Annotated in this window: 17 protein-coding genes; 7 read left to right on the forward strand and 10 right to left on the reverse strand. The window is 70.1% G+C overall.

The window, feature by feature from the left end; genetic code table 11:
• Window positions 1-49 precede the first annotated feature (49 nt).
• A complete protein-coding gene (locus OWC43_RS03735; RefSeq protein ID WP_137828415.1) occupies window positions 50-277 on the forward strand; it encodes a hypothetical protein in 228 nt (75 codons plus the stop codon).
• A gap of 146 nt (window positions 278-423) precedes the next feature.
• Here the strand turns inward: OWC43_RS03735 and OWC43_RS03740 are convergent, their stop codons facing one another.
• From OWC43_RS03740 to OWC43_RS03785, 10 genes are all read right to left on the reverse strand, one after another.
• Window positions 424-669, reverse strand: coding sequence for a hypothetical protein (locus tag OWC43_RS03740; protein ID WP_393955754.1), 246 nt, complete (start codon window positions 667-669; stop codon window positions 424-426).
• A 308-nt stretch (window positions 670-977) separates the two neighbouring features.
• On the reverse strand, window positions 978-1955 hold the full coding sequence (locus OWC43_RS03745; protein ID WP_393955755.1) for a hypothetical protein: 978 nt from the start codon (window positions 1953-1955) through the stop codon (window positions 978-980).
• 10 nt (window positions 1956-1965) lie between these two features.
• Window positions 1966-3411, reverse strand: a complete 1446-nt coding sequence (locus OWC43_RS03750) for a Do family serine endopeptidase (RefSeq protein WP_137828418.1) — start codon at window positions 3409-3411, stop codon at window positions 1966-1968.
• Window positions 3412-3667: 256 nt separating this feature from the next.
• Window positions 3668-4375 (reverse strand): response regulator transcription factor, encoded by a 708-nt coding sequence (locus tag OWC43_RS03755; RefSeq protein WP_137828419.1) that lies wholly within the window; start codon window positions 4373-4375, stop codon window positions 3668-3670.
• Window positions 4372-6009 (reverse strand): sensor histidine kinase, encoded by a 1638-nt coding sequence (locus OWC43_RS03760; protein ID WP_137828420.1) that lies wholly within the window; start codon window positions 6007-6009, stop codon window positions 4372-4374. Before OWC43_RS03760 ends, OWC43_RS03755 begins: the two co-directional genes overlap by 4 nt.
• A 278-nt stretch (window positions 6010-6287) precedes the next feature.
• On the reverse strand, window positions 6288-6494 hold the full coding sequence (locus OWC43_RS03765; RefSeq protein WP_137828498.1) for a hypothetical protein: 207 nt from the start codon (window positions 6492-6494) through the stop codon (window positions 6288-6290).
• Window positions 6495-6787: 293 nt separating this feature from the next.
• Window positions 6788-7585: a formylmethanofuran dehydrogenase subunit C gene (locus OWC43_RS03770; protein ID WP_393955756.1), complete on the reverse strand. Its 798-nt coding sequence runs from the start codon at window positions 7583-7585 to the stop codon at window positions 6788-6790.
• Window positions 7582-8517, reverse strand: coding sequence for a formylmethanofuran--tetrahydromethanopterin N-formyltransferase (gene fhcD / locus OWC43_RS03775; protein WP_393955757.1), 936 nt, complete (start codon window positions 8515-8517; stop codon window positions 7582-7584). Before fhcD ends, OWC43_RS03770 begins: the two co-directional genes overlap by 4 nt.
• A gap of 13 nt (window positions 8518-8530) precedes the next feature.
• A complete protein-coding gene (locus tag OWC43_RS03780) occupies window positions 8531-10177 on the reverse strand; it encodes a formylmethanofuran dehydrogenase subunit A (protein ID WP_393955758.1) in 1647 nt (548 codons plus the stop codon).
• Entirely contained in the window at window positions 10171-11247 is a 1077-nt protein-coding gene (locus tag OWC43_RS03785) for a formyltransferase (RefSeq protein WP_393955759.1), read from the reverse strand. Before OWC43_RS03785 ends, OWC43_RS03780 begins: the two co-directional genes overlap by 7 nt.
• A 452-nt stretch (window positions 11248-11699) precedes the next feature.
• Between OWC43_RS03785 and OWC43_RS03790 the strand changes: the two genes are divergently transcribed.
• The 6 genes from OWC43_RS03790 (at window position 11700) to OWC43_RS03815 (ending at window position 17634) form a co-directional block, all read left to right on the forward strand.
• Entirely contained in the window at window positions 11700-12683 is a 984-nt protein-coding gene (locus OWC43_RS03790) for a beta-ribofuranosylaminobenzene 5'-phosphate synthase family protein (protein WP_393955760.1), read from the forward strand.
• 111 nt (window positions 12684-12794) lie between these two features.
• On the forward strand, window positions 12795-13688 hold the full coding sequence (gene mtdB, locus OWC43_RS03795) for an NAD(P)-dependent methylenetetrahydromethanopterin dehydrogenase (protein ID WP_137828425.1): 894 nt from the start codon (window positions 12795-12797) through the stop codon (window positions 13686-13688).
• Between the two features lie 98 nt (window positions 13689-13786).
• Entirely contained in the window at window positions 13787-14911 is a 1125-nt protein-coding gene (locus tag OWC43_RS03800) for an ATP-grasp domain-containing protein (protein WP_393955761.1), read from the forward strand.
• The gene (gene mch, locus OWC43_RS03805) at window positions 14841-15812 is read left to right on the forward strand and encodes a methenyltetrahydromethanopterin cyclohydrolase (protein WP_393955762.1); all 972 of its coding nucleotides are present in this window, start codon (window positions 14841-14843) and stop codon (window positions 15810-15812) included. The genes OWC43_RS03800 and mch overlap by 71 nt, the downstream gene beginning before the upstream one ends.
• Before the next feature lie 59 nt (window positions 15813-15871).
• Window positions 15872-16786, forward strand: coding sequence for a RimK family alpha-L-glutamate ligase (locus OWC43_RS03810; protein ID WP_137828428.1), 915 nt, complete (start codon window positions 15872-15874; stop codon window positions 16784-16786).
• Window positions 16783-17634 carry a triphosphoribosyl-dephospho-CoA synthase gene (locus OWC43_RS03815; protein WP_393955763.1) on the forward strand — a complete coding sequence of 284 codons (852 nt, stop codon included), beginning with the start codon at window positions 16783-16785 and terminating at the stop codon, window positions 17632-17634. Before OWC43_RS03810 ends, OWC43_RS03815 begins: the two co-directional genes overlap by 4 nt.
• Window positions 17635-17783 lie beyond the last annotated feature (149 nt).

A 17783-nucleotide genomic window follows, 5' to 3' on the forward strand; every position in this document is an offset into this window, starting at 1 on the left:
GTCGCGCGCGGCCTCGCCCAGCCGTTCGTTGCAAGCCAAGGGGACTCCCATGACGACGCAGAACATCACCGTGACCGCTCGCGAGCGTGACACGCTCCTGGCGGCGTTGCGCTATTACCAGTTCTACCGAATGCAGGGTCACCCGTTCGACCCTCGGAAGGACGACCTGATCGACACCATCGCGGCGACGAGCGGCGATGCCCTCGATCAGGCGGAGGTCGACGACCTCTGCGCCGGCTTGCGCGGCAACATGCATGCACTCGCCGCGACGGGATGAGGGACGCGAGGCTCGCCCGCTAGAGCCGGGGCCCGTCAGCTCGTCCGACGCCTGAAGGAAAGGTCAGGCGAACAGGGCGTTCACGATCACGGCCCCACCAAGGCCTGCAAGAAACACCGCGGCGAGAAGGGGCGCGTCCGCGGTGGTCAACGGGAGGCTCCGCCCGCCGAGAAGCCGACGAGGATCGGCCGGCGGGCGTCGAACAGGCGATCGCCCGCATCTGCCGTCTCGATCCGGACGCTGACCGGGGTCGCGCCCCCGGCCTGGGGCAGACGATGGGTGAAGGTCTTGGCCTCGCCCCGGGCGGGTGCCGCCTCGATCATCGAGGGCACCAGGGCCGCGTAGGCGCTCAGCACCGCTCCGGCTGCCGCGATCTTGAACAGGTCCCGCATGATGTCCACCCCTCGCTTCGGAGCCTTGTCGGCCCTCGTGTGCGTTCGGGTGTAGACCGCTCAGGTTGCCGGTGCATTGCGCGAGCGCACATGGCGACGGTGCGGAGCAGCTGCCACGCAACATTCAAGAAACAGGTTGAATGAAACCTTGCGCCGGGCATGTCGGGCCCGACCGTCGGGATGATGTGGAACGGTCGGAGGCCCCTATCCCGGTCGAGCGAGTTCCGATTTTCGAAGCCTCTGGGCTGCATCGGTTCATTCTGGAAGCTGGCATCCATCTCCCGTGCCGATACTCTCCTCCTGGGCGATCAGGCGTCCGAAGCCACTCCGACTGTCTGATCCGATTCCGGGCCGGCCTGCGCCAGCTCAGCGCCGAAGCGTTCGGCGGCGTATGCGTCCAAGTCGAAGCGATCGTCGGGCAGCTGAAACATGAAGCGCTCGGCCACCTGCCCGATTACGAGGTCCGGCCGCACGCGCGTCAGGTAGCCCCAATCGAGGGACGACGACCACACGAAGTGCACCTCGGCGAAGGTCTCGGCGATGAAGGCGGTCAGCATGATCGGCGCGAAATGCGCGTAGGAATCACCGAACAGGACCACCCGCCGCGGGTCGATCCCCGGCGTTTCGTTCCGGAAGACCACATGCGCGCCGACATGGAGCGTGTCGGCCCGGCCGGTCTGCTCCCGCAGGCGTACGATCGGACTCGCATGGATCCGCTCCGCATGGTGTTGGATGCTGCGGATCGACCACAGCTCGGTTTGCGGCGGCGTCAGCTTGCTGCCGAGATCGCCCGCCATCTCCCGCCGCTCCTGCGGCTCGCTCGATAGATCCCTCGGCTCCGCGCCGCAGGCCGCGCAGATCAAGCGGTAGGCGGCCGCACAGCCCTCGAACGACCAATGACTGTCGGTCCGGTAGTAGAGGTCGCGGGCATCCCGGAGCGAACGGAAGGTGCCGACGAGGTCGAGGCAGGCGCGGCGGGCGCGCCGATGCCAGAACAGGGAGCGGCGCAGGCGCCAAGCCGGCGAGAGGCGAACCTTCACGGCGAGCCCCTCGGAGAGCTTATGATCGTAGACCGTCAGCTTTTCCGGCACGATCACGTGGAGGTATTGCGCGCCGAGGGCGTCGCAGCCGCGCAGGCGGGACAGCAACAGACGCTTCCACCCCCGCACGCGCCGCGCCATCAGCCGCGAGCGGCTGAACTGCCCGACGACGTTGTTGCTGCCCGCCGTCAGGAACAGCCAGCCGTCTCGGCCGACATGGACGTGCTCCGTCCCGAGGCTTTCCATGCGAGCGGGCTCAGCCCCCGAACACGGAGGTGAGCACCTCGCCGCCGCGGTTGATCGAGACTTCCCAGAGGCCGAAGCTGCGCTGGGTCAGTCGATCGAGATCCTTGGTCGAGGCCACCGGGATGCCGTTGATCGCCACGATCACGTCGCCCTTCTTGAAGCCGGCGCGGTTGGCGAGCGAGCCGTCCTCGACCGCGCTCACCGCCACGCCTTCCTCCGGCAGATCCGCCTGCAACTCCTCGCCGACCGCGGGCGAGGTGTTGACCAGGGTCGCCCCCGCGAAGGGCGTGCGGGCCCGGACCTTGAGGGCGTCGCGCGGACGCGTCTCCGGCGCCGGGCTGAGCTTGACGGCGAGGGTCTGCCGCCGCGTGCCGCGCAGAATGCCGAATTGCGTGGTGCCGGAGATGCCCTTGAGGGCGAAGCGGTACCCGAACGCCTCCGGATCATCGACCGATTGCCCGTCGATCGACAGGACCACGTCGCCGCGCTTGAGGCCGGCCTCTTCCGCCGGACTCTTGGCCTGCATGCTGGCCACCAGCACGCCGGTCGGCCGATCGAGCCCGACGCTCTCGGCGATATCCGGCGTCACGCTCTGCACCCGTGCCCCGAGCCAGGGCCGCCGCACGAGGCTGCCGCCGGTCTTGGCGGCCTCGACCACAGCACGGATCATGCTGGCCGGAATGGCGAAGCCGATGCCGTGGCTGCCGCCGGATTGCGAGTAGATCGCGGTGTTGACGCCGACGAGCCGGCCCTGGAGATCGACCAGGGCACCGCCGGAATTGCCCGGATTGATCGCCGCATCGGTCTGGATGAAGAACTGGTAGTCCGACGAGCCGACCTGCGTGCGGGCGAGAGCCGAGACGATGCCCTGCGTCACCGTCTGGCCGACGCCGAATGGGTTGCCGATCGCCAGCACCACGTCACCGACCTCGAGATGGTCGGAATCGCCGATCGGCATCGGTGCGATGTCGGCGGGCGTCTTGATCTTGAGGACGGCCAAGTCCGTGCGGGGGTCGCGCAGCACGATCTGCGCCTCGAACTCGCGCTTGTCGGCGAGCGAGACCTTTACCTCGTTCATCTCGGCGATGACGTGGTTGTTGGTGATGACGAGCCCGGATCCGTCGACGATCACCCCCGAACCCAGCGAGCGCTGGGCCCGCTCGCCCGGCATGCCGCCGGGGCTGCGCCCGCCTCCGGGGCGGTCCTCGCCGAAGAAGCGGCGCATGAACTCGTCCATGGCGCTCGAGCGGGCGGTGCGCTTCTCGACATGGGTCGCGTAGACGTTGACCACCGAGGGCGCCGCCCGTTTCACCACGGGGGCGAAGGAGAGTTGAATCTCGCCCTTGGAGAGCGGCACCGTCTTCTCGGGTGTCTGCGCCATCTGTGCCGCGACCGGCGTCGCGGCGAGCAACAGCACGGACAGAAGGCCGGCCGGCCGAAGCGGCGAGAAGGGCATGGTTGAGTCTCCCGGAGAAGGCTGAAGTCCGGGCTATGTAGCCCCGGCGGCCGCCGTGGGCGAGGGGCCGACGATCCGAGTGGGACGGTGTTCCGCGCTGGGCGGTGACGGGACGGAACGCCATGACGACGACCCGAACGCGTCAATTCGACGTCGCCGAGCGGAACCGCGAACCCGTTTTCGGAGCCACTCGAAGCGGCGGATATTCGATGCCCGCTTCGGTGTCAGCCCCGGGCTGATGGACGCAAAGCGAGACTCAGTGCCGGAAATCCTGGCCCCGTAGATCGAGCATGAAGCCCTTGCCGCGCACCGTGGTGATGATGGGTCCGCCCAACCGCACGAAATCCGACAGCTTTGAGCGCAGATAGCCGACATAGACATCGACGACGTTGAGCGACAGGCCGCCCTGACTCGCCCAGAGGCGGTCGAAGATCTCGCCGCGCGAGACCGGACGATTCACCTCCTGCATCAGCAGGGCGAGGAGCTCGGCCTCGCGCGGGGTCAGCCGGGCCGAGGCCTCGCCGAAGCTCACTTGGCGGATGTTCACGTCGAGGGTCAGACGGCCCGCCGTGAAGACCGTGCGCGGCGTGTCGGCCTCCCGGCGGCGCAGCAGGTGGACCTGCAACCGGGCCAGCAGCTCATCGAACACGAACGGCTTGACGATGTAATCGTCGGCGCCGAGCGCGAGGCCCTCGGCCCGGTCACGCACCTCGTCGCGGGCGCTCAGAAACAGGATCGCCCCAGGATAACCCCCTTCGCGCAGCGAGCGGCAGACGTCATGGCCCGAACCGTCGGGGAGGGTGATGTCCAGCACCACCGCTTCCGGCGCCGCCTCGCGGGCGGCGCTCAGGGCATCCTCGACGCGGCCGGCGACGCCCACGTCGAACCCCTCGGCTTCCAGACCGCGGGCCAGCATGCCGCGGATGTCGATGTCGTCCTCGACGATCAGAACGCGCGTCGTCATACGGCGTCGATCCTCTCCCGTGCCGCCCCGTGTCTCTCCGGCCCGGCCGCCAGATCGAACGCGGGCAGGTCTAGGACCACCCGCGCGCCCGCGCCGTGCCCGGCTTTGCCGAGGCTGATCGTTCCATCATGACGCTCAACGACCCAGCGCGCCAGAGCCAAACCGATGCCGAAGCCGGGCTCCCCCGAATGATTGTCGCGGCGAAACCGTTCGAACAGCGCATCGGCGTTCTCGGGGAAGCCGGGCCCGTCATCCTCGACCAGGATGAGCGCCCGCTCGCCCTCGGCGGTGACGCGCTCGCCGACCGAGACGACGACGCGCGTCAGTCCGCTGGCGTGACGGAAAGCGTTGTCGATCAGGCTCTCGATGACTTGGCGCAGCCATTCGGGGTCGGCGGAGAGTTCGAGATCGCGATGCCCGGGCTCCAGCACCAGTTCGATCCGGCGGCGCGCCGCCTCGGAGGCGAGATCGTCCACGGCATCGCTCGCGATGGCGACCGCCGAAACCGGGCGCCGGTCCAGCTCGATCTGCCCGGATTCCGAGCGCGCGACCCGCAGCAGATCCTCCACCCGCCGCTTCAGGCGCTGCGCCCGCTTCCGGATGGTGCCGAAGACGGGGGTGAAATCGCTGGGGCGCGGCGTCCCTCGCTCGATCGAGCGTTGGGAGAGATCGCACTCGCCCAGGATGACGGTCAACGGCGTGCGCAGCTCGTGGCTCACATCGGCGAAGAAGCGGCGCCGCGAGCGGTCGACCATCTCCAACCGCTGATTGGCGGCGCGCAGATCGGCGGTGCGGGCCTGGACCGTGTCCTCCAGGGCGGCGCGGTCGGCGGCGAGCCGGCCCTCGCGCCGTGACAGGCGGGCGACCATGCGGTTGAAGTTCGCCACCAGCACGCCGAGCTCGTCGCGGGTCTCGACCGAGAGGCGGGTGTCGAGCGCTCCGCTGCCGACGGCTCCCGCCGCGCGGCGGATCTCGGCAATCCGCGCTAGGGTCGGGCGGGTGACCGTCCGGTAGAGCAGGCCGACGAAGGCGAGCGCCAAGGCCATGGCGGCCAGCGACGCGGCGGTGAGGCGGTGCGACAGGGTGCGAGCATCCTCCGAGCCCACCTGCATGCTGCGACGCTCGGCCTCGATCAGGAGCGAGAGGGGCGGACCGGTCATTGCGCCGAAGCCGTTGAGCGCGCCCTGCATCGCCGTGCGGCGGCGCTCCGGCTCGTTCTCGCGCTGGGCGATCAGCACTTGGCGGTCGAGCATCGCGCGGGCGGCGCGCACGCTCGCGAGCGGCCGGGTCCGGGCGAGATACTGGATGCGGTCCTGGGGATCGCTGCTCGAACCGAGCCCCCGACCGAGGGCGTCGTCGACGGTCGTCAAAGCCTGATCGACCCGGTCACGGGTCACCGAAAGAGCCTCGGGCGGGGCTTCCGGATTGTTCACGCTCTCGATGGCCGCCAACCCGTACTGCGCGAGCCGACCCGACAACTCGGCCATCAGCTCCAGCCGATGCTGGGCGGCCAGCGTCCGCTCGATCACGTGCTCGGACAAGCGCGTCGACCACAGCACGCCGGCCGCGGCCATCAGCGCGATCAGCGCCGTTCCGCCGAGCAACAGGGCGAACCGAACCTTGAGCGAACGCATGGACTTGCTTGTTCCCACCGCTTGAGGCGGCCGGTGGACCCTGCCACCGCGGAGCGGGGGGCTCAAGCGCGCGTAAGCCCACAAGTTCGGTTGTTCGCCCCATCCCCCGCCTCACGCCGTCTTCGCGAAGCGGAGCCGAAGTGATCCAAGGTGGGACCTTTTCGGACAGAGCGAGACTACGCCGACGAGGGGGTTGCCCCGACGAATGCTCTGGTCAGCGCAGAGCGCTGGATTGCATCAATCTCGCCTCGCAATGATGGGAAGGCAGCCGGACCGTCTCACGTCTTGTCCGGCACGCTGCCCTTCGGCGCGCAGCGCCAGCTCTTCACGTGCAGGTCGGGATGCTCCTCCTGCCACGCGGCCAGCGTCGCCTGCGAATTGCGCAGGCAGAGAAACGGGTTCGGATTGTCGAAAGTCAGGTTGATCCGCTCGTCGTGGCACTTCGTCGGCTCGGCGATGAGACAGACGGACAGGAGCAGGAACATGCCGCAGACCTCGTAGGGTGAGCGCGGCGTGAGGCTTCCACCCGCACACCGCCTCGAAGCAAAGTGGGAGGAAGCGGCAGGGCGGCAAGTGATTTTATGCAATGGGTGATGGGTGTTGCTGCACGATCGTGCCGCGTCCGAAAGCCCCAGGCGTCATGCCGGGCCGCCGCAGGCGAACCTGCAATCGACCTGTGATGCGCGATTGCGGACGATGTCTTAGCCCATCGTGGATTCCGGGTTCCGCTGCACGGACCCGGGATCACGGCCTTGGAAGACGCCTGAGACTTCCGGCCTCAAGCTGGTACGAACATCTCGCCCTTGCCGAGCGTCGCGAGGTCGCCCGAATAGCGCCGCAGCGCCCCGCCGAGCAGTCCGGCTTGCTGCGCGCCGAGGCGCTTGAGCGTCTGGGCCAGCAGCCGCACGTAGACGAGGTCGGGCGTGCCGGTCTCGACGAAGGTGGGAAGCAGGGCACCGTGGCCGCCCGCGATCAGGGTGCCGCGCCGCATGCCGTAGCCCGGATGGTCGCCGATGCTGCCCGAGACCACGATGGTGCCCGCGATCATGCGGGAGGCGGTCTGTGCACCGGCCGAGCCGGCCAGGATGATCCCGCGGCGCATGCGGTCGCCGAGTTGGTCGCCCGCCTTGCCCTTGATGATCAGGATCGCACCGTCGAGCCCGGCCTTGGCGGCGTAGACGGCACCGCCGGCGTGATCGCCCGCATCACCCTCGATGGTGATCGTGCCGCCGGTGGCGCCGGTGGCGGCGAATGGGCCGGCCGAGCCGGAGACGATGAGCGTGCCGCCGGCCATGCCTTCGCCGAGGCGTTGACCGACATCGCCCTCCACGCGGATCGCACCCTCCGAGAGGGCCGCGCCGACCCGGTCGAGCCGGTCCGAGCCGCCCTCGATCACGAGCGTATCGGATCCGTCGAGGGAGATGTCGAACAGGTCGCCGAGGCTCACGCCGCGACGGCTGGTGCCCACGGTGAGCTTTCCGGCCTCCGCCTCCGACAGACCCTTGAGCGCCAAAGGCGTGACGTTGAGGAGGTCGATCCGCTCCGGCGGCGCCCCGCGCAGTCTCAGCGTGCTCATGCGGCGGGTTTCTCCAACAGGTCGCGGAGGTGGTAGTGGTGCCGGCCGAGATTGCCGCCGTAATTGCCGGCGGTGACCGCGACGAGCCCGTATTTGGCGCCGATCTCGGTGGAAGCGTGGAGCGCCGCGCGCATCGACTCGGCGACGCCCTGCGAGGTCAGGGCGTCGATGACGATCTCTAGCACCACGCCGCATTCGGGCGGCAGCGCCGAACCGGCTCGGCCCTTGAGGGTCGGGCAATAGGCGTCGTTGGTCGAGGCCATCATGCCCTTGGTACGGCCACCGACCTTCGAGCCGGAGCGGACGATGCCGCCGGGGAAGGGCAGGATCGCGCCGGGCACGGCTTTGGCCGCCTCGACCGCGACCTCGGCGACGATGAGCGTGTCCGCGTGCTTGCGGCCGAGGAACAGCAGGTTGCCGCCGCCGACCGCACCATCGACGGCGCGGGTCGAGTCCTCGCACAGGAACTCGCCGTCCATGACCGGGATGCGCCAGTAGCGGCGCATCTTGCCGGTCGCGTCCGGCAGCCGCTTGGCGACCGCGAAGCCGTCGCCGAAGTAGCGGATGGCGCCGCCGAGCTTGATCTTGTGGGGGCCCTCGACACCCGCGTAGCAGGCGGTGCCGGGGCAGGTCAGGATGCACTGGCCGACGCGCTTCAGGAGCTGGTCCTTGAGCCCGTTCGGCTCGAAGCCGAACAGCAGGATCCGCACGCCGGGGCGTCCGTCCGGGGTCTCCTCCGGGGAGAGCTCGGCATCGATGCCGGCCTCGGCGCCGCAGCCGATCACCGAGGTGGCGAAGCCGGTCATCACCGTGGCCGCGATCATCGCCCATTTCGGGGTGTCGTTGGTCACGATGATCGCGGTGCCCGCGACGTCGAAGGCCTCGGCGAAGGTGTCCTCGACCTTGATGCCGTTGAGGGTGAGGTCAGCCATCAGTTCAGTTCCCTCACGCCCGGCATGCCACGTCTTCGAACGTCCCGGTGTTTTCCGGGAACGCGGCGTCCGGCACCGCGAAGGTGTCGAGTCCGGCGCCGAAGCGGTCCTGCAGGTAGCTCTCGGCGCGCTTTTCCATGCCGGCATCGGCCTCGACATCGAGCGACAGCGTCTTGCCGGAGATCCAGGCCACGACCTCGCCGTCCTCGACGATGCGACGGCCGTCCTTGAGCACCAGTTTGGCGTGGGAGAACATCGCCGTGCGATCCTTCTGATCGCGGTAGACGGCGATATCCGCCTTGGCGCCCTCGCGCAGATGGCCACGGTCGGTCAGCCCGAGGAGCTTGGCCGGGCCCGAGCGGGTTAGCTGGGCGATCTCGCTCAAGCTGTACTCGCGCTCGATCTTGGGCAGGCCGGAGCGCTCGCCGACGACGGCCGGCAGCGTCGCGATCTCCTTCGCCCGCTCCTCGGCATCCATCAGCAGGTGGATGATGCGCGGATACTCGGTGAAGACGCCGCCATTCGGGTGGTCGGTCGTCAGGATGGTGCGCTCGGGGTTCGACGACAGCAGCATCAGCTCCAGGCCGATCGCCCATTGCAGCGAGGAGACCGGGCCGCGCGGCCGGTAGAGGAACGGCACCACGCCGCCGCCCTCGGCATCGCCCGCCGTGAGCACCCACTTCTTCGGCTTGGCGCCTTTGCGGCCGCCGAACTGGCGCAGGATGTCGAGGGAGATCGTCACGGTCTGGCCGAACACCACCTGACCGACGTCGTAGGTCGCGTTCGGGTGGGCCTCCATCGCGGCGTTGATCCGCTCGGCCGCCGAGCGGAAGCCGCCGGTCATCGGGTTCTCGGGATCGGCGACGCCGTAGGCGTAGAACTGGGCGTGGGCGAAGTGGATGCGCCGGCCCTCCGCCGCCTCCAGCGTCGCGACGAGCGAGTCGTCGGCGCCGGGAAGGCCGAGATTGTTGCAGTGGACATGCAGCGGATGCGGCACGCCGATTTCCTCGACCGCATCGAGCAGCGCCGACATGATCTTGCGCGTCGAGAGACCGTAGCAGGGGATCTCGTCGTCGAGGCTGAGCTTGAGGACGCCGTCCTTGAAGGCCGAGGCGCCGCCCGCATTGATGCACTTGACCCCCAGGCCCCGGGAATGGGCCAGCGTCTGCTGCACCAGATCGCGCACCGCCGCCTTGCCCTCGCCGTCGCGCAGGAATTGGAGCAGGTGGTCGTCGTTGCCGAGCACCGCGAGGCCGCCGCGGTCGAGCAGCGGAATGTCGGCGAGTTCCAGATGGGTCGCCAGCGCGTTCGAGGGCGGAAGCGCCGGCTCGACCGCGGTGGTGTAGCCCATCCGGGCGTAGTTCGCACCGACCCAGCTGCCCGAGCCGCCGGCATGGGCGAAGGGATGGCCGTTGGGCGCGGATTCGCTGACGTAGAGGTCGGGCAGGAGCAGGCGGCTCATCACCACGTTGCCGCCCGCGATGTGCGAGTGAACCTCGACGCCGCCGGCCATCACGACGCAGCCGGTGGCATCGATGGTCTCGTCGGGCGCGCGGTCCGAGGGGGCGACGATGCGGCCATCCTCGATCCACACGTCGCCGACGCCGTCGCGCCCGGCGGTCGGATCGACCACCCGTCCGCCATGGATACGGGTCAGCATGAGACACCCTTCTCGATGAGGCGGTCGCGGATGCGGGCGAGCACGCCCGCGGCGGTCTCGGCCTCGGATGGGGCGGTCGCGTCCGCGTAGGCGATGACGCCGCGCCGCTGGTTCCAGAGCGCGCCGCCGACGGTCTCGCCCGGCACGCCGACGGTGATGACGATCTCCGCGGTCTCGCCCGCGGCCTCCGTCGAGCCTTCGCCGACAATGGCGATCGTGGGGAGCTTGCCGAGCCAGTCGGGGCGCGGCGCGGGAAGCGCTGCGAGCCAGAGCGCGGCATCCGCCTCGCCGGAGGCGATCTGGCGGGCGCTGTCGAAGCGCCAGGGATCGTGCTCGGGCAGAGAGCGGCCGAAGCCGACCCGGGGCGCCTGACCTGTGGTCCAGGCGGAGAGCTGCACCGCGGCGCGACCCTGGAACGGGTCGGCGAGGGGCAGGCTGAAGAAGCGGGTGCTCTCGTTGAGATCGCGGATCAGGCCCTGGAGCATCTCCACGCCGATCTCGCCGACCTCTTCCGCATCGTAGATCACGACGCCGTACTGGGCCGTGAACAGGCGCCTCGCGAGGTCGGCGAAGGCGGCCTCGCCGGCGAGATGCCCCTTGGCGAAGGCACGCAGATGTCCGAGCGAGACGGCGAGGCCGCCCTCGTCGGCGCCGTAGGCGACGTGGCGGATCGCCCCGTTCTGCGGACCACCCAACGAGAGCAGGGCGCGCTCCGAGCCGGTCGCCCGGCCGCGGCGGATCGGAGCGGCGGCGATCTCGGCGATCAGGTCGCCGTCCCAGGGGCGGTTGCCCAGGATCAGCACCACGTCCGCGCGGGCCTCGGTCTCGGCACGGGTCGTCGTCATGGCGCCGCCCGCACTGAGCGCGCCGAGTTCGGCATAGATGCTGTTGCCGGCGACCGGATCGAGCGAGGCGCCGAGCGTCTCGGCGAGCCGATAGGCCGCCCGCAGGCCCGCGACATCCGCGTTCAGGCCGGCCAGCACCGGCACGCGTGCGGCGGCCAGCAGGTCGGCAGCGGCCGCCACCGCCGCGTCCACATCCGCCGCGCCCCCCTTCACCCAGGCTGCCATGATTCCTCACCGTCGTTTCTTCGGGCATCCCCGCGATACCCGAAGGACGGGCGGCGGGGCGAAAGACGGCCGTGTCCGAGGGACGCCGGAGAGGACGCCCTTGGTGGAGCCTCGATGTCCCGTGCCTGCGACAGGCGATGGGCAGATGCTCGGACCGGCTCCGGGAAGGAGCGAGGTGGTTTTGCATCCCTGAAACCGAGCCCGCAAGTCCCGTCGCGGTTCCGGCCCAGGATTTCCGGCCCATCCCGCACCATTCCTACCCTGCGCGCATGACGCGGGCGGCGCGGCCCAACCCCGACGCCACATTCTCGGCGCTCGGACGTCCCGCGCCTTCGAGGTTGTCGCGGGCCCCGCAGCATGGGACAAGCCGCCCGCCGGGACAGGCCGCCCGCCGCCGCCGCATCGCGGAAGGCTCGTTTTCCGGCCCGATATCTTCAGAGGGGAAAGCGACGGTGGCCGAGGTCCCTCAACGCACGGGTGAGACCGCGACCCGAACCGCCACGGGTGTCCGCGTCCGCGCTCCGGCGCGCCTGCATTTCGGCTTCCTCGATCTCAATGGCGGCCTCGGGCGCCGCTTCGGCAGCATCGGCCTCGCCCTCGACGCGCCCGCGATCCAGCTCGTGGCGCGACCGGCCAAGCGCGTCGCCGCGAGCGGTCCCGAGGCCGAGCGGGTTCGGGCCAATCTGCTGGCGGCCTCCGCCTATCTCGACGTGCCGGACACGGTGGCGGTGGAGGTCGAGGAGGCGATCCCGCCCCATGCCGGGTTCGGCTCGGGCACGCAGCTCGCCCTCGCGGTCGCCGCCGCGCTCGCGCGCCTCAACGGGAAACCGTTCGCCCCAGCCGATTTCGCCGATGTGCTCGACCGCGGCAATCGCTCCGGTGTCGGACTCGCCGCTTTCACCGAGGGGGGGCTGATCATCGATGGCGGTCGCGACGGGTCCGGCGCGCCGCCTCCGGTCATCGCGCGGTTGCCCTATCCCGAGGCTTGGCGGGTGGTGTTGATGCTCGACGAAGCCATGACGGGTGTGCATGGCTCGCGCGAGACGGAAGCATTCCGCGACCTCCCCCCCTTCGACGCGGCTCAGGCGGCGGAGATCTGCCGGATCGTGCTGATGCAGATCCTGCCCGCCGCGGCGACGGCGGAGCCGGACGGGTTCGGCGCCGGAATCACCGAGATTCAGAAGCGCGTCGGCGATCATTTCGCCCCCCATCAGGGCGGCCGCTACGCCAGCCCCGCCGTGGCCGAGGCGCTGGCGGCGGTCGCGCAGAGCGGCGTGCGGGGCTACGGCCAGAGTTCCTGGGGGCCCACCGGCTTCGCGCTGATGCCGTCGCAGGCCGAGGCGGAACGGCTGGTCGGGGCCCTGGAACGCCCGGGTCGCTTGCGCTTCGTCATCGCCTCCGGGCGCAACGGTGGCGCCTCGGTGACCGATCTTTAGATTTTTTTCGCTAAGACCCGTTTCGATAAACCTGTGCTTGACCAGCACGGGTCCGATCGGCTTTGCACCTGAGGTGGTCCCGCGGGACCGCGATCACGGGAGACGAACACCATGACCCGCTCGATCCTGCACATGCTGACGCCGCTCAAGCATATGAGCCCGTTCGACGTGAACATGGCGGTCGATGCCGGCTTCGAGACCCTGATCACCTATACGGGCGTCGATCTCGCCGACGTGGTCTCGCTCACCCAGGATTCGATCTTCTCCCGCGCTCCGCAGGACGGCGTGCGCACCGGCATCTTCATCGGCGGCAAGAACGCCGAGACGGCCCTCGACATGGTCGATCGCGCCAAGAAGGCCTTCGTGCCGCCCTTCGCCAACCACGTCTTCGCCGATCCGGCCGGCTCCTTCACCACCGGCGCGGCGATGGTGGCCGAAGTGAACCGGGCGCTGAAGGCAAAGTTTGGCACCGATCTCAAGGGCAAGCGCATCGTCATCTTCGGCGGCGCCGGCGTGGTCGCCTATGTCGCGGCGGTGATCGGGGCGCTGGAAGGCGCGAAGACCGTGCTGGTGGGCCATGATGGCGAGGAGCGCGTCTCCAAGATCGCCTTCACGATGAAGTGGCGCTTCGGCATCGATGTCGGCGCGGTCGACGGCACGCTGCCGGAAGCCCGCCGTGCGGCCATCACCGATGCCGACGTGATCCTCTCGGCCGGTCCCGCCGGCATCCCGATCCTGACGGCCGAGGATCTCGAATCGGCGCCGAAGCTCCTGGTCGCCTCCGACGTGAACGCCGTGCCGCCCGCCGGCATCGCCGGCATCGACGTGAATGCCAAGGACGTCCCCCTGCCGGTCGGTAAGGGCGTCGGCATCGGTGCGCTCGCGGTCGGAAACGTCAAGTATCAGACCCAGTGCCGGCTGTTCCGCAAGATGCTGGAGGCCGACCAGCCGCTCTGCCTCGATTTCCGCGACGCCTACACCCTCGCCGTCGAGATCGCCGGCTGACCGCGCCCCGCATCGTCGAGGGCGGCGCGGTCCTGATCGCCGCCCAATCCGGCCGGGCGCTGGCCCAGGCGGCCCGGCGGGCCGGGCTGAAGCCCTACGTGCTCGATCTGTTCGGCGACGAGGATACCCTGGCCCTCGCCGAAGCCCATCGTCCGTTGCCCGGACGCTTCGGCGCCGGCCGACGCGACCGCGACGCCGTGCTCTCCGGGCTCGCCGCGCTGGCCGAAACGGCGGGTGGGGTGGTCGGCATCGTTCTCGGCAGCGGCTTCGAGGGCGCACCGGATCTGATCGCGGATATCGCGGCCCGTTTCCCGCTCCTCGGTGCGTCGGCCGCATCGATCGCGGCCCTGAAGGATCCGGCCGGCTTCGCCGCCCTGTGCGCGCGCCTCGCCATCCCGCACCCGCCGCTCCATGCCGGCCCCGTGGCGGAGCGGAGCGCGTGGCTCCTCAAGCGCGCGGGGGGCTGCGGCGGCTCGCATATTCGCGTCAGCGCCACCGGTACCGCCCCGCCCGGACATTATCTCCAGGCCCGCATGCCCGGCCGAGCCTTCGCCCTCAACTTTCTGGCCGACGGCCGGCGCATCGCCGCTTTGGCGCTGACGGAACAGTGGCAGGCGCCCTCGCGGCTGCGGCCGTTCCGCTACGGCGGTGCCCTGGCTCGCGGCCGGGACGAGGCCGGGCCGGTCGCGCCCGCTCTCCGCGAGGCGGTGACGGAGGCCGTCGGCCGGATCGTGGCCGCCACGGGCCTCGCGGGTCTGGCCAGCGCCGATCTGCTGGTCGAGGGTGAAGGTTGGTGGCTCCTCGAGTTCAATCCGCGCCCCGGCGCCACCCTCGACGTTCTGGACCGGCGCCCGACGCCCCTGTTCTTGGCGCATATCGAGGCGAGCCTCGGATGCATGGCGGCGCCGGAACCCTCGCCGCCGGATGCGGCCGGCGCCGAGATCTGTTACGCGGCGCGGGGATACGCGGCTTTGCCGCCGCTCGACTGGCCGGCCCATGTCCATGACCGACCGCGGGCCGGCAGCCGGGTGGGGCGCGACGCCCCGCTCTGCACGGTGACGGCGACCGGGCCAGAAGCGGCGACGGTCAAAAGGAATTTGCGGGTGCGGGCCGATGCGCTACGCGCTCGCCTCGACGACACGGAGAACAGGCATGAGTTCCAACACGACCGTCCCGAGCCTCAACGCGCTGGCGGGACCGCTGGTCGAGAGCCTCGTCGCTGATGCAGCCAAGCTCCGGCTCGTCGTCGCACAGGAGAACGGAGCGCGCACGGTCGATGCCGGCGCCAATGCCCGCGGCTCGATCGAGGCGGGTCGGCGCATCGCCGAGATCTGCCTGGGCGGCCTCGGCACCGTGTCGATCGCCCCGACCGGACCGATCGCCTCCTGGCCCTACAGCGTCGTCGTCCACTCGTCCGACCCGGTGCTCGCCTGCCTCGGCAGCCAGTATGCCGGCTGGAGCCTCGCCGACGAGGAGGGCGATTCCGGCTTCTTCGCCCTCGGCTCCGGGCCCGGCCGCGCGGTGGCCGTGGTGGAGGAACTCTACAAGGAGCTGAATTACCGCGACAACGCGACGAAGACCGCCCTGGTGCTGGAATCCGCCAGCGCCCCTCCGGCCTCGGTCGTTCAGAAGGTCGCCGCCGCCACGGGCATCGCGGCGGAGAACGTCACCTTCATCTACGCCCCGACCCAGAGCTTGGCGGGCGCGACCCAGGTGGTCGCCCGCGTTCTCGAAGTGGCCCTGCATAAGGCCCACACGGTGGGCTTCGACCTCCACCGCATCCTCGACGGCATCGGTTCGGCGCCGCTCTCGCCGCAGCACCCGGACTTCATCCAGGCGATGGGCCGCACCAACGACGCCATCATCTATGGCGGCCGGGTGCAGCTCTTCATCGATGCCGACGATGCCGATGCCAAGCAGCTCGCCGAGCAGCTGCCCTCCACCACCTCGGCGGATCACGGCGCCCCCTTCGCCGAGATTTTCTCGCGGGTGAACGGCGACTTCTACAAGATCGACGGTGCCCTGTTCTCGCCGGCCGAGGCGATCGTGACCTCGGTCAAGACCGGCAAGACGTTTCGTGGCGGCCGGCTGGAGCCGCAGCTGGTCGAGGCCTCGTTCGCGTAGAGCGCAAGCGCCAAAGAACCCTCCTCCTCCGCGGGGGAGGGAGAAAAACGGAAGAATCCATGCGCATCGGGCTCGCGGCCGATAACGGCAATTGGCACAAGGCGCGCCTGCGTGCGGCGCTGCGCTCGCTCGGCGTCGAGCCGGTGCTGTTCTCGCTCGCCGACGTGGCCGTCGTGACCGGCGGTGGCGAGCCGCTGCAGGTGCCAGGCTTCGCGGACGGCTTGCCCGACGGCGTCCTCCTGCGCACCATCGCGGGCGGCACCTTCGAGGCGACCACCATGCGGCTCGGCGTGCTCCACGCCTTGGTCGCCTCGGGCGTCACCGTCTGGAACGGGCCGGTGGCCATCGAGCGCTCGGTGGACAAGGCGGCGACCTCGCTGCTGATCGCCCGCGCCGGCCTGCCCACTCCCGACACCTTCGTGGTCTCAAAACGCGAAGCCGCCGCCGAGATCGTCGCCCGCGAGGCCCGACCCGGCCGGCCGATCGTTCTCAAGCCCCTGTTCGGCTCGCAGGGCGAGGGGCTGATGCTGCTGGAGACGCCGGACGACCTGCCGATCCCTGAGGCGGTCAGCGGCGTCTATTATCTCCAACGCTACGTGCCGCGCAGCGACGGGCTGTGGCGCGACTATCGCGTCTTCGTCTGCGAAGGCCGGGCCATCGCCGGCATGATCCGCGAGGGCGATGGCTGGATCACCAACGTCCATCGCGGCGGTCGGCCCCATGCCTGGGACGTACCGGCCCGCGCCGCCGAACTCGCGGAAGCCGCCGCCGCCGCGGTCGGCGTCGACTATACCGGCATCGACCTCGTCGAGGACGGGGAGGGCGGCTTCCTCGTACTCGAGGTCAATTCCATGCCGGCCTGGTCAGGGCTCCAGCAGGTCACCGAGGTCGATATCGCCGGCGCGGTCGCCCGCGGCTTCCTCAACGCGGTCCGCGCCGCCCGCCCGCCGCGCCTCGTCTCGGCCCTCGGATGAGGGCGGGATTGCCCGCCGCGACGGTGGCCGATCTCTATCGGGCCGCCTGTCTCGCCGAACTCGACGCGCTCAAGCCCGGCAACGTTCACGCCTATGCCTCCGGCCACCGCATGGTGACGGCCGATTTCGTCACCAGTGCCGACGTGTCGGCCCCCCTGCTCGCGGCGCCGGGTGCCCGGGTCGGCGCACGGGTGCACGGCGGCGTGGAGGCGACGATCGCGGCCGTCGGCCAGAACACCAATCTCGGCATCCTGCTCCTCTGTGCGCCGCTGGCCCGCGCCGCGGAGGCCGGTGGGACGTTGGCGGAGGGCCTCTCGACGGTCCTCAGCGAACTCGATGCGTCGGACGCGGCCGATGTCTTCGCCGCGATCCGCCGAGCCAATCCCGGCGGCCTCGGCAAGGCCGCGCGCCACGACGTCACCGAGACGGCTTCCGTCCCGTCGCTGTCGGAGGCGATGGCCGAGGCCGCCCCGCGCGACCGCATCGCCCGCGCCTATACCGACGGCTTCCGTGATCTGTTCGCGATCGGGCTCCCGGCGCTCGAGGTGGCCCGGGGGCGGGGACTTGTCGCGCCCTGGACGACGACGGCCGTCCATCTGGCCCATCTCACGACGGTTCCCGACAGCCACATCGCCCGCAAGCACGGGGCCGAACGCGCGGAGGCCGTGCGGGCGGAGGCCGCGACCCGCCTCGCCGGGCTCGACCTCGCCGAACAACCCGTCGCGGCCCTGCTCGATTACGACAGCGCCCTGAAGGCCGACGGCCTCAATCCGGGAACGAGCGCGGATTTCACCGTTGCGACGCTGTTCCTCGATGCCCTGCTCGCGGCTCGCGACGAGCGGATCTGATCCCGCGCCCGCAAAGGAACGAAATCCCGTCCCGTCAAGGACCCGGCCGGTCCAAAAAATCGCCGATTTCAGGCTCTTGCGCGGGTTGTTCGGCGCAAAGGCCCGCTGTAGGGTCCGCCCCGCTATCCGGGCTAACCGGCTCGGCCCCC

It is taken from the genome of Methylorubrum sp. POS3 (assembly GCF_043352485.1).
In the GTDB taxonomy this organism is placed as follows: Bacteria; Pseudomonadota; Alphaproteobacteria; order Rhizobiales; family Beijerinckiaceae; genus Methylobacterium; species Methylobacterium suomiense.

Coding starts and splice junctions, on each gene's coding strand:
- OWC43_RS03735 (WP_137828415.1), top strand. CDS start 50: ATGACGACGCAGAACATCACCGTGACCGCTCGCGAGCGTGACACGCTC.
- OWC43_RS03740 (WP_393955754.1), bottom strand. CDS start 669: ATGCGGGACCTGTTCAAGATCGCGGCAGCCGGAGCGGTGCTGAGCGCC.
- OWC43_RS03745 (WP_393955755.1), bottom strand. CDS start 1,955: ATGGAAAGCCTCGGGACGGAGCACGTCCATGTCGGCCGAGACGGCTGG.
- OWC43_RS03750 (WP_137828418.1), bottom strand. CDS start 3,411: ATGCCCTTCTCGCCGCTTCGGCCGGCCGGCCTTCTGTCCGTGCTGTTG.
- OWC43_RS03755 (WP_137828419.1), bottom strand. CDS start 4,375: ATGACGACGCGCGTTCTGATCGTCGAGGACGACATCGACATCCGCGGC.
- OWC43_RS03760 (WP_137828420.1), bottom strand. CDS start 6,009: ATGCGTTCGCTCAAGGTTCGGTTCGCCCTGTTGCTCGGCGGAACGGCG.
- OWC43_RS03765 (WP_137828498.1), bottom strand. CDS start 6,494: ATGTTCCTGCTCCTGTCCGTCTGTCTCATCGCCGAGCCGACGAAGTGC.
- OWC43_RS03770 (WP_393955756.1), bottom strand. CDS start 7,585: ATGAGCACGCTGAGACTGCGCGGGGCGCCGCCGGAGCGGATCGACCTC.
- fhcD (WP_393955757.1), bottom strand. CDS start 8,517: ATGGCTGACCTCACCCTCAACGGCATCAAGGTCGAGGACACCTTCGCC.
- OWC43_RS03780 (WP_393955758.1), bottom strand. CDS start 10,177: ATGCTGACCCGTATCCATGGCGGACGGGTGGTCGATCCGACCGCCGGG.
- OWC43_RS03785 (WP_393955759.1), bottom strand. CDS start 11,247: ATGGCAGCCTGGGTGAAGGGGGGCGCGGCGGATGTGGACGCGGCGGTG.
- mtdB (WP_137828425.1), top strand. CDS start 12,795: ATGACCCGCTCGATCCTGCACATGCTGACGCCGCTCAAGCATATGAGC.
- mch (WP_393955762.1), top strand. CDS start 14,841: ATGAGTTCCAACACGACCGTCCCGAGCCTCAACGCGCTGGCGGGACCG.
- OWC43_RS03810 (WP_137828428.1), top strand. CDS start 15,872: ATGCGCATCGGGCTCGCGGCCGATAACGGCAATTGGCACAAGGCGCGC.
- OWC43_RS03815 (WP_393955763.1), top strand. CDS start 16,783: ATGAGGGCGGGATTGCCCGCCGCGACGGTGGCCGATCTCTATCGGGCC.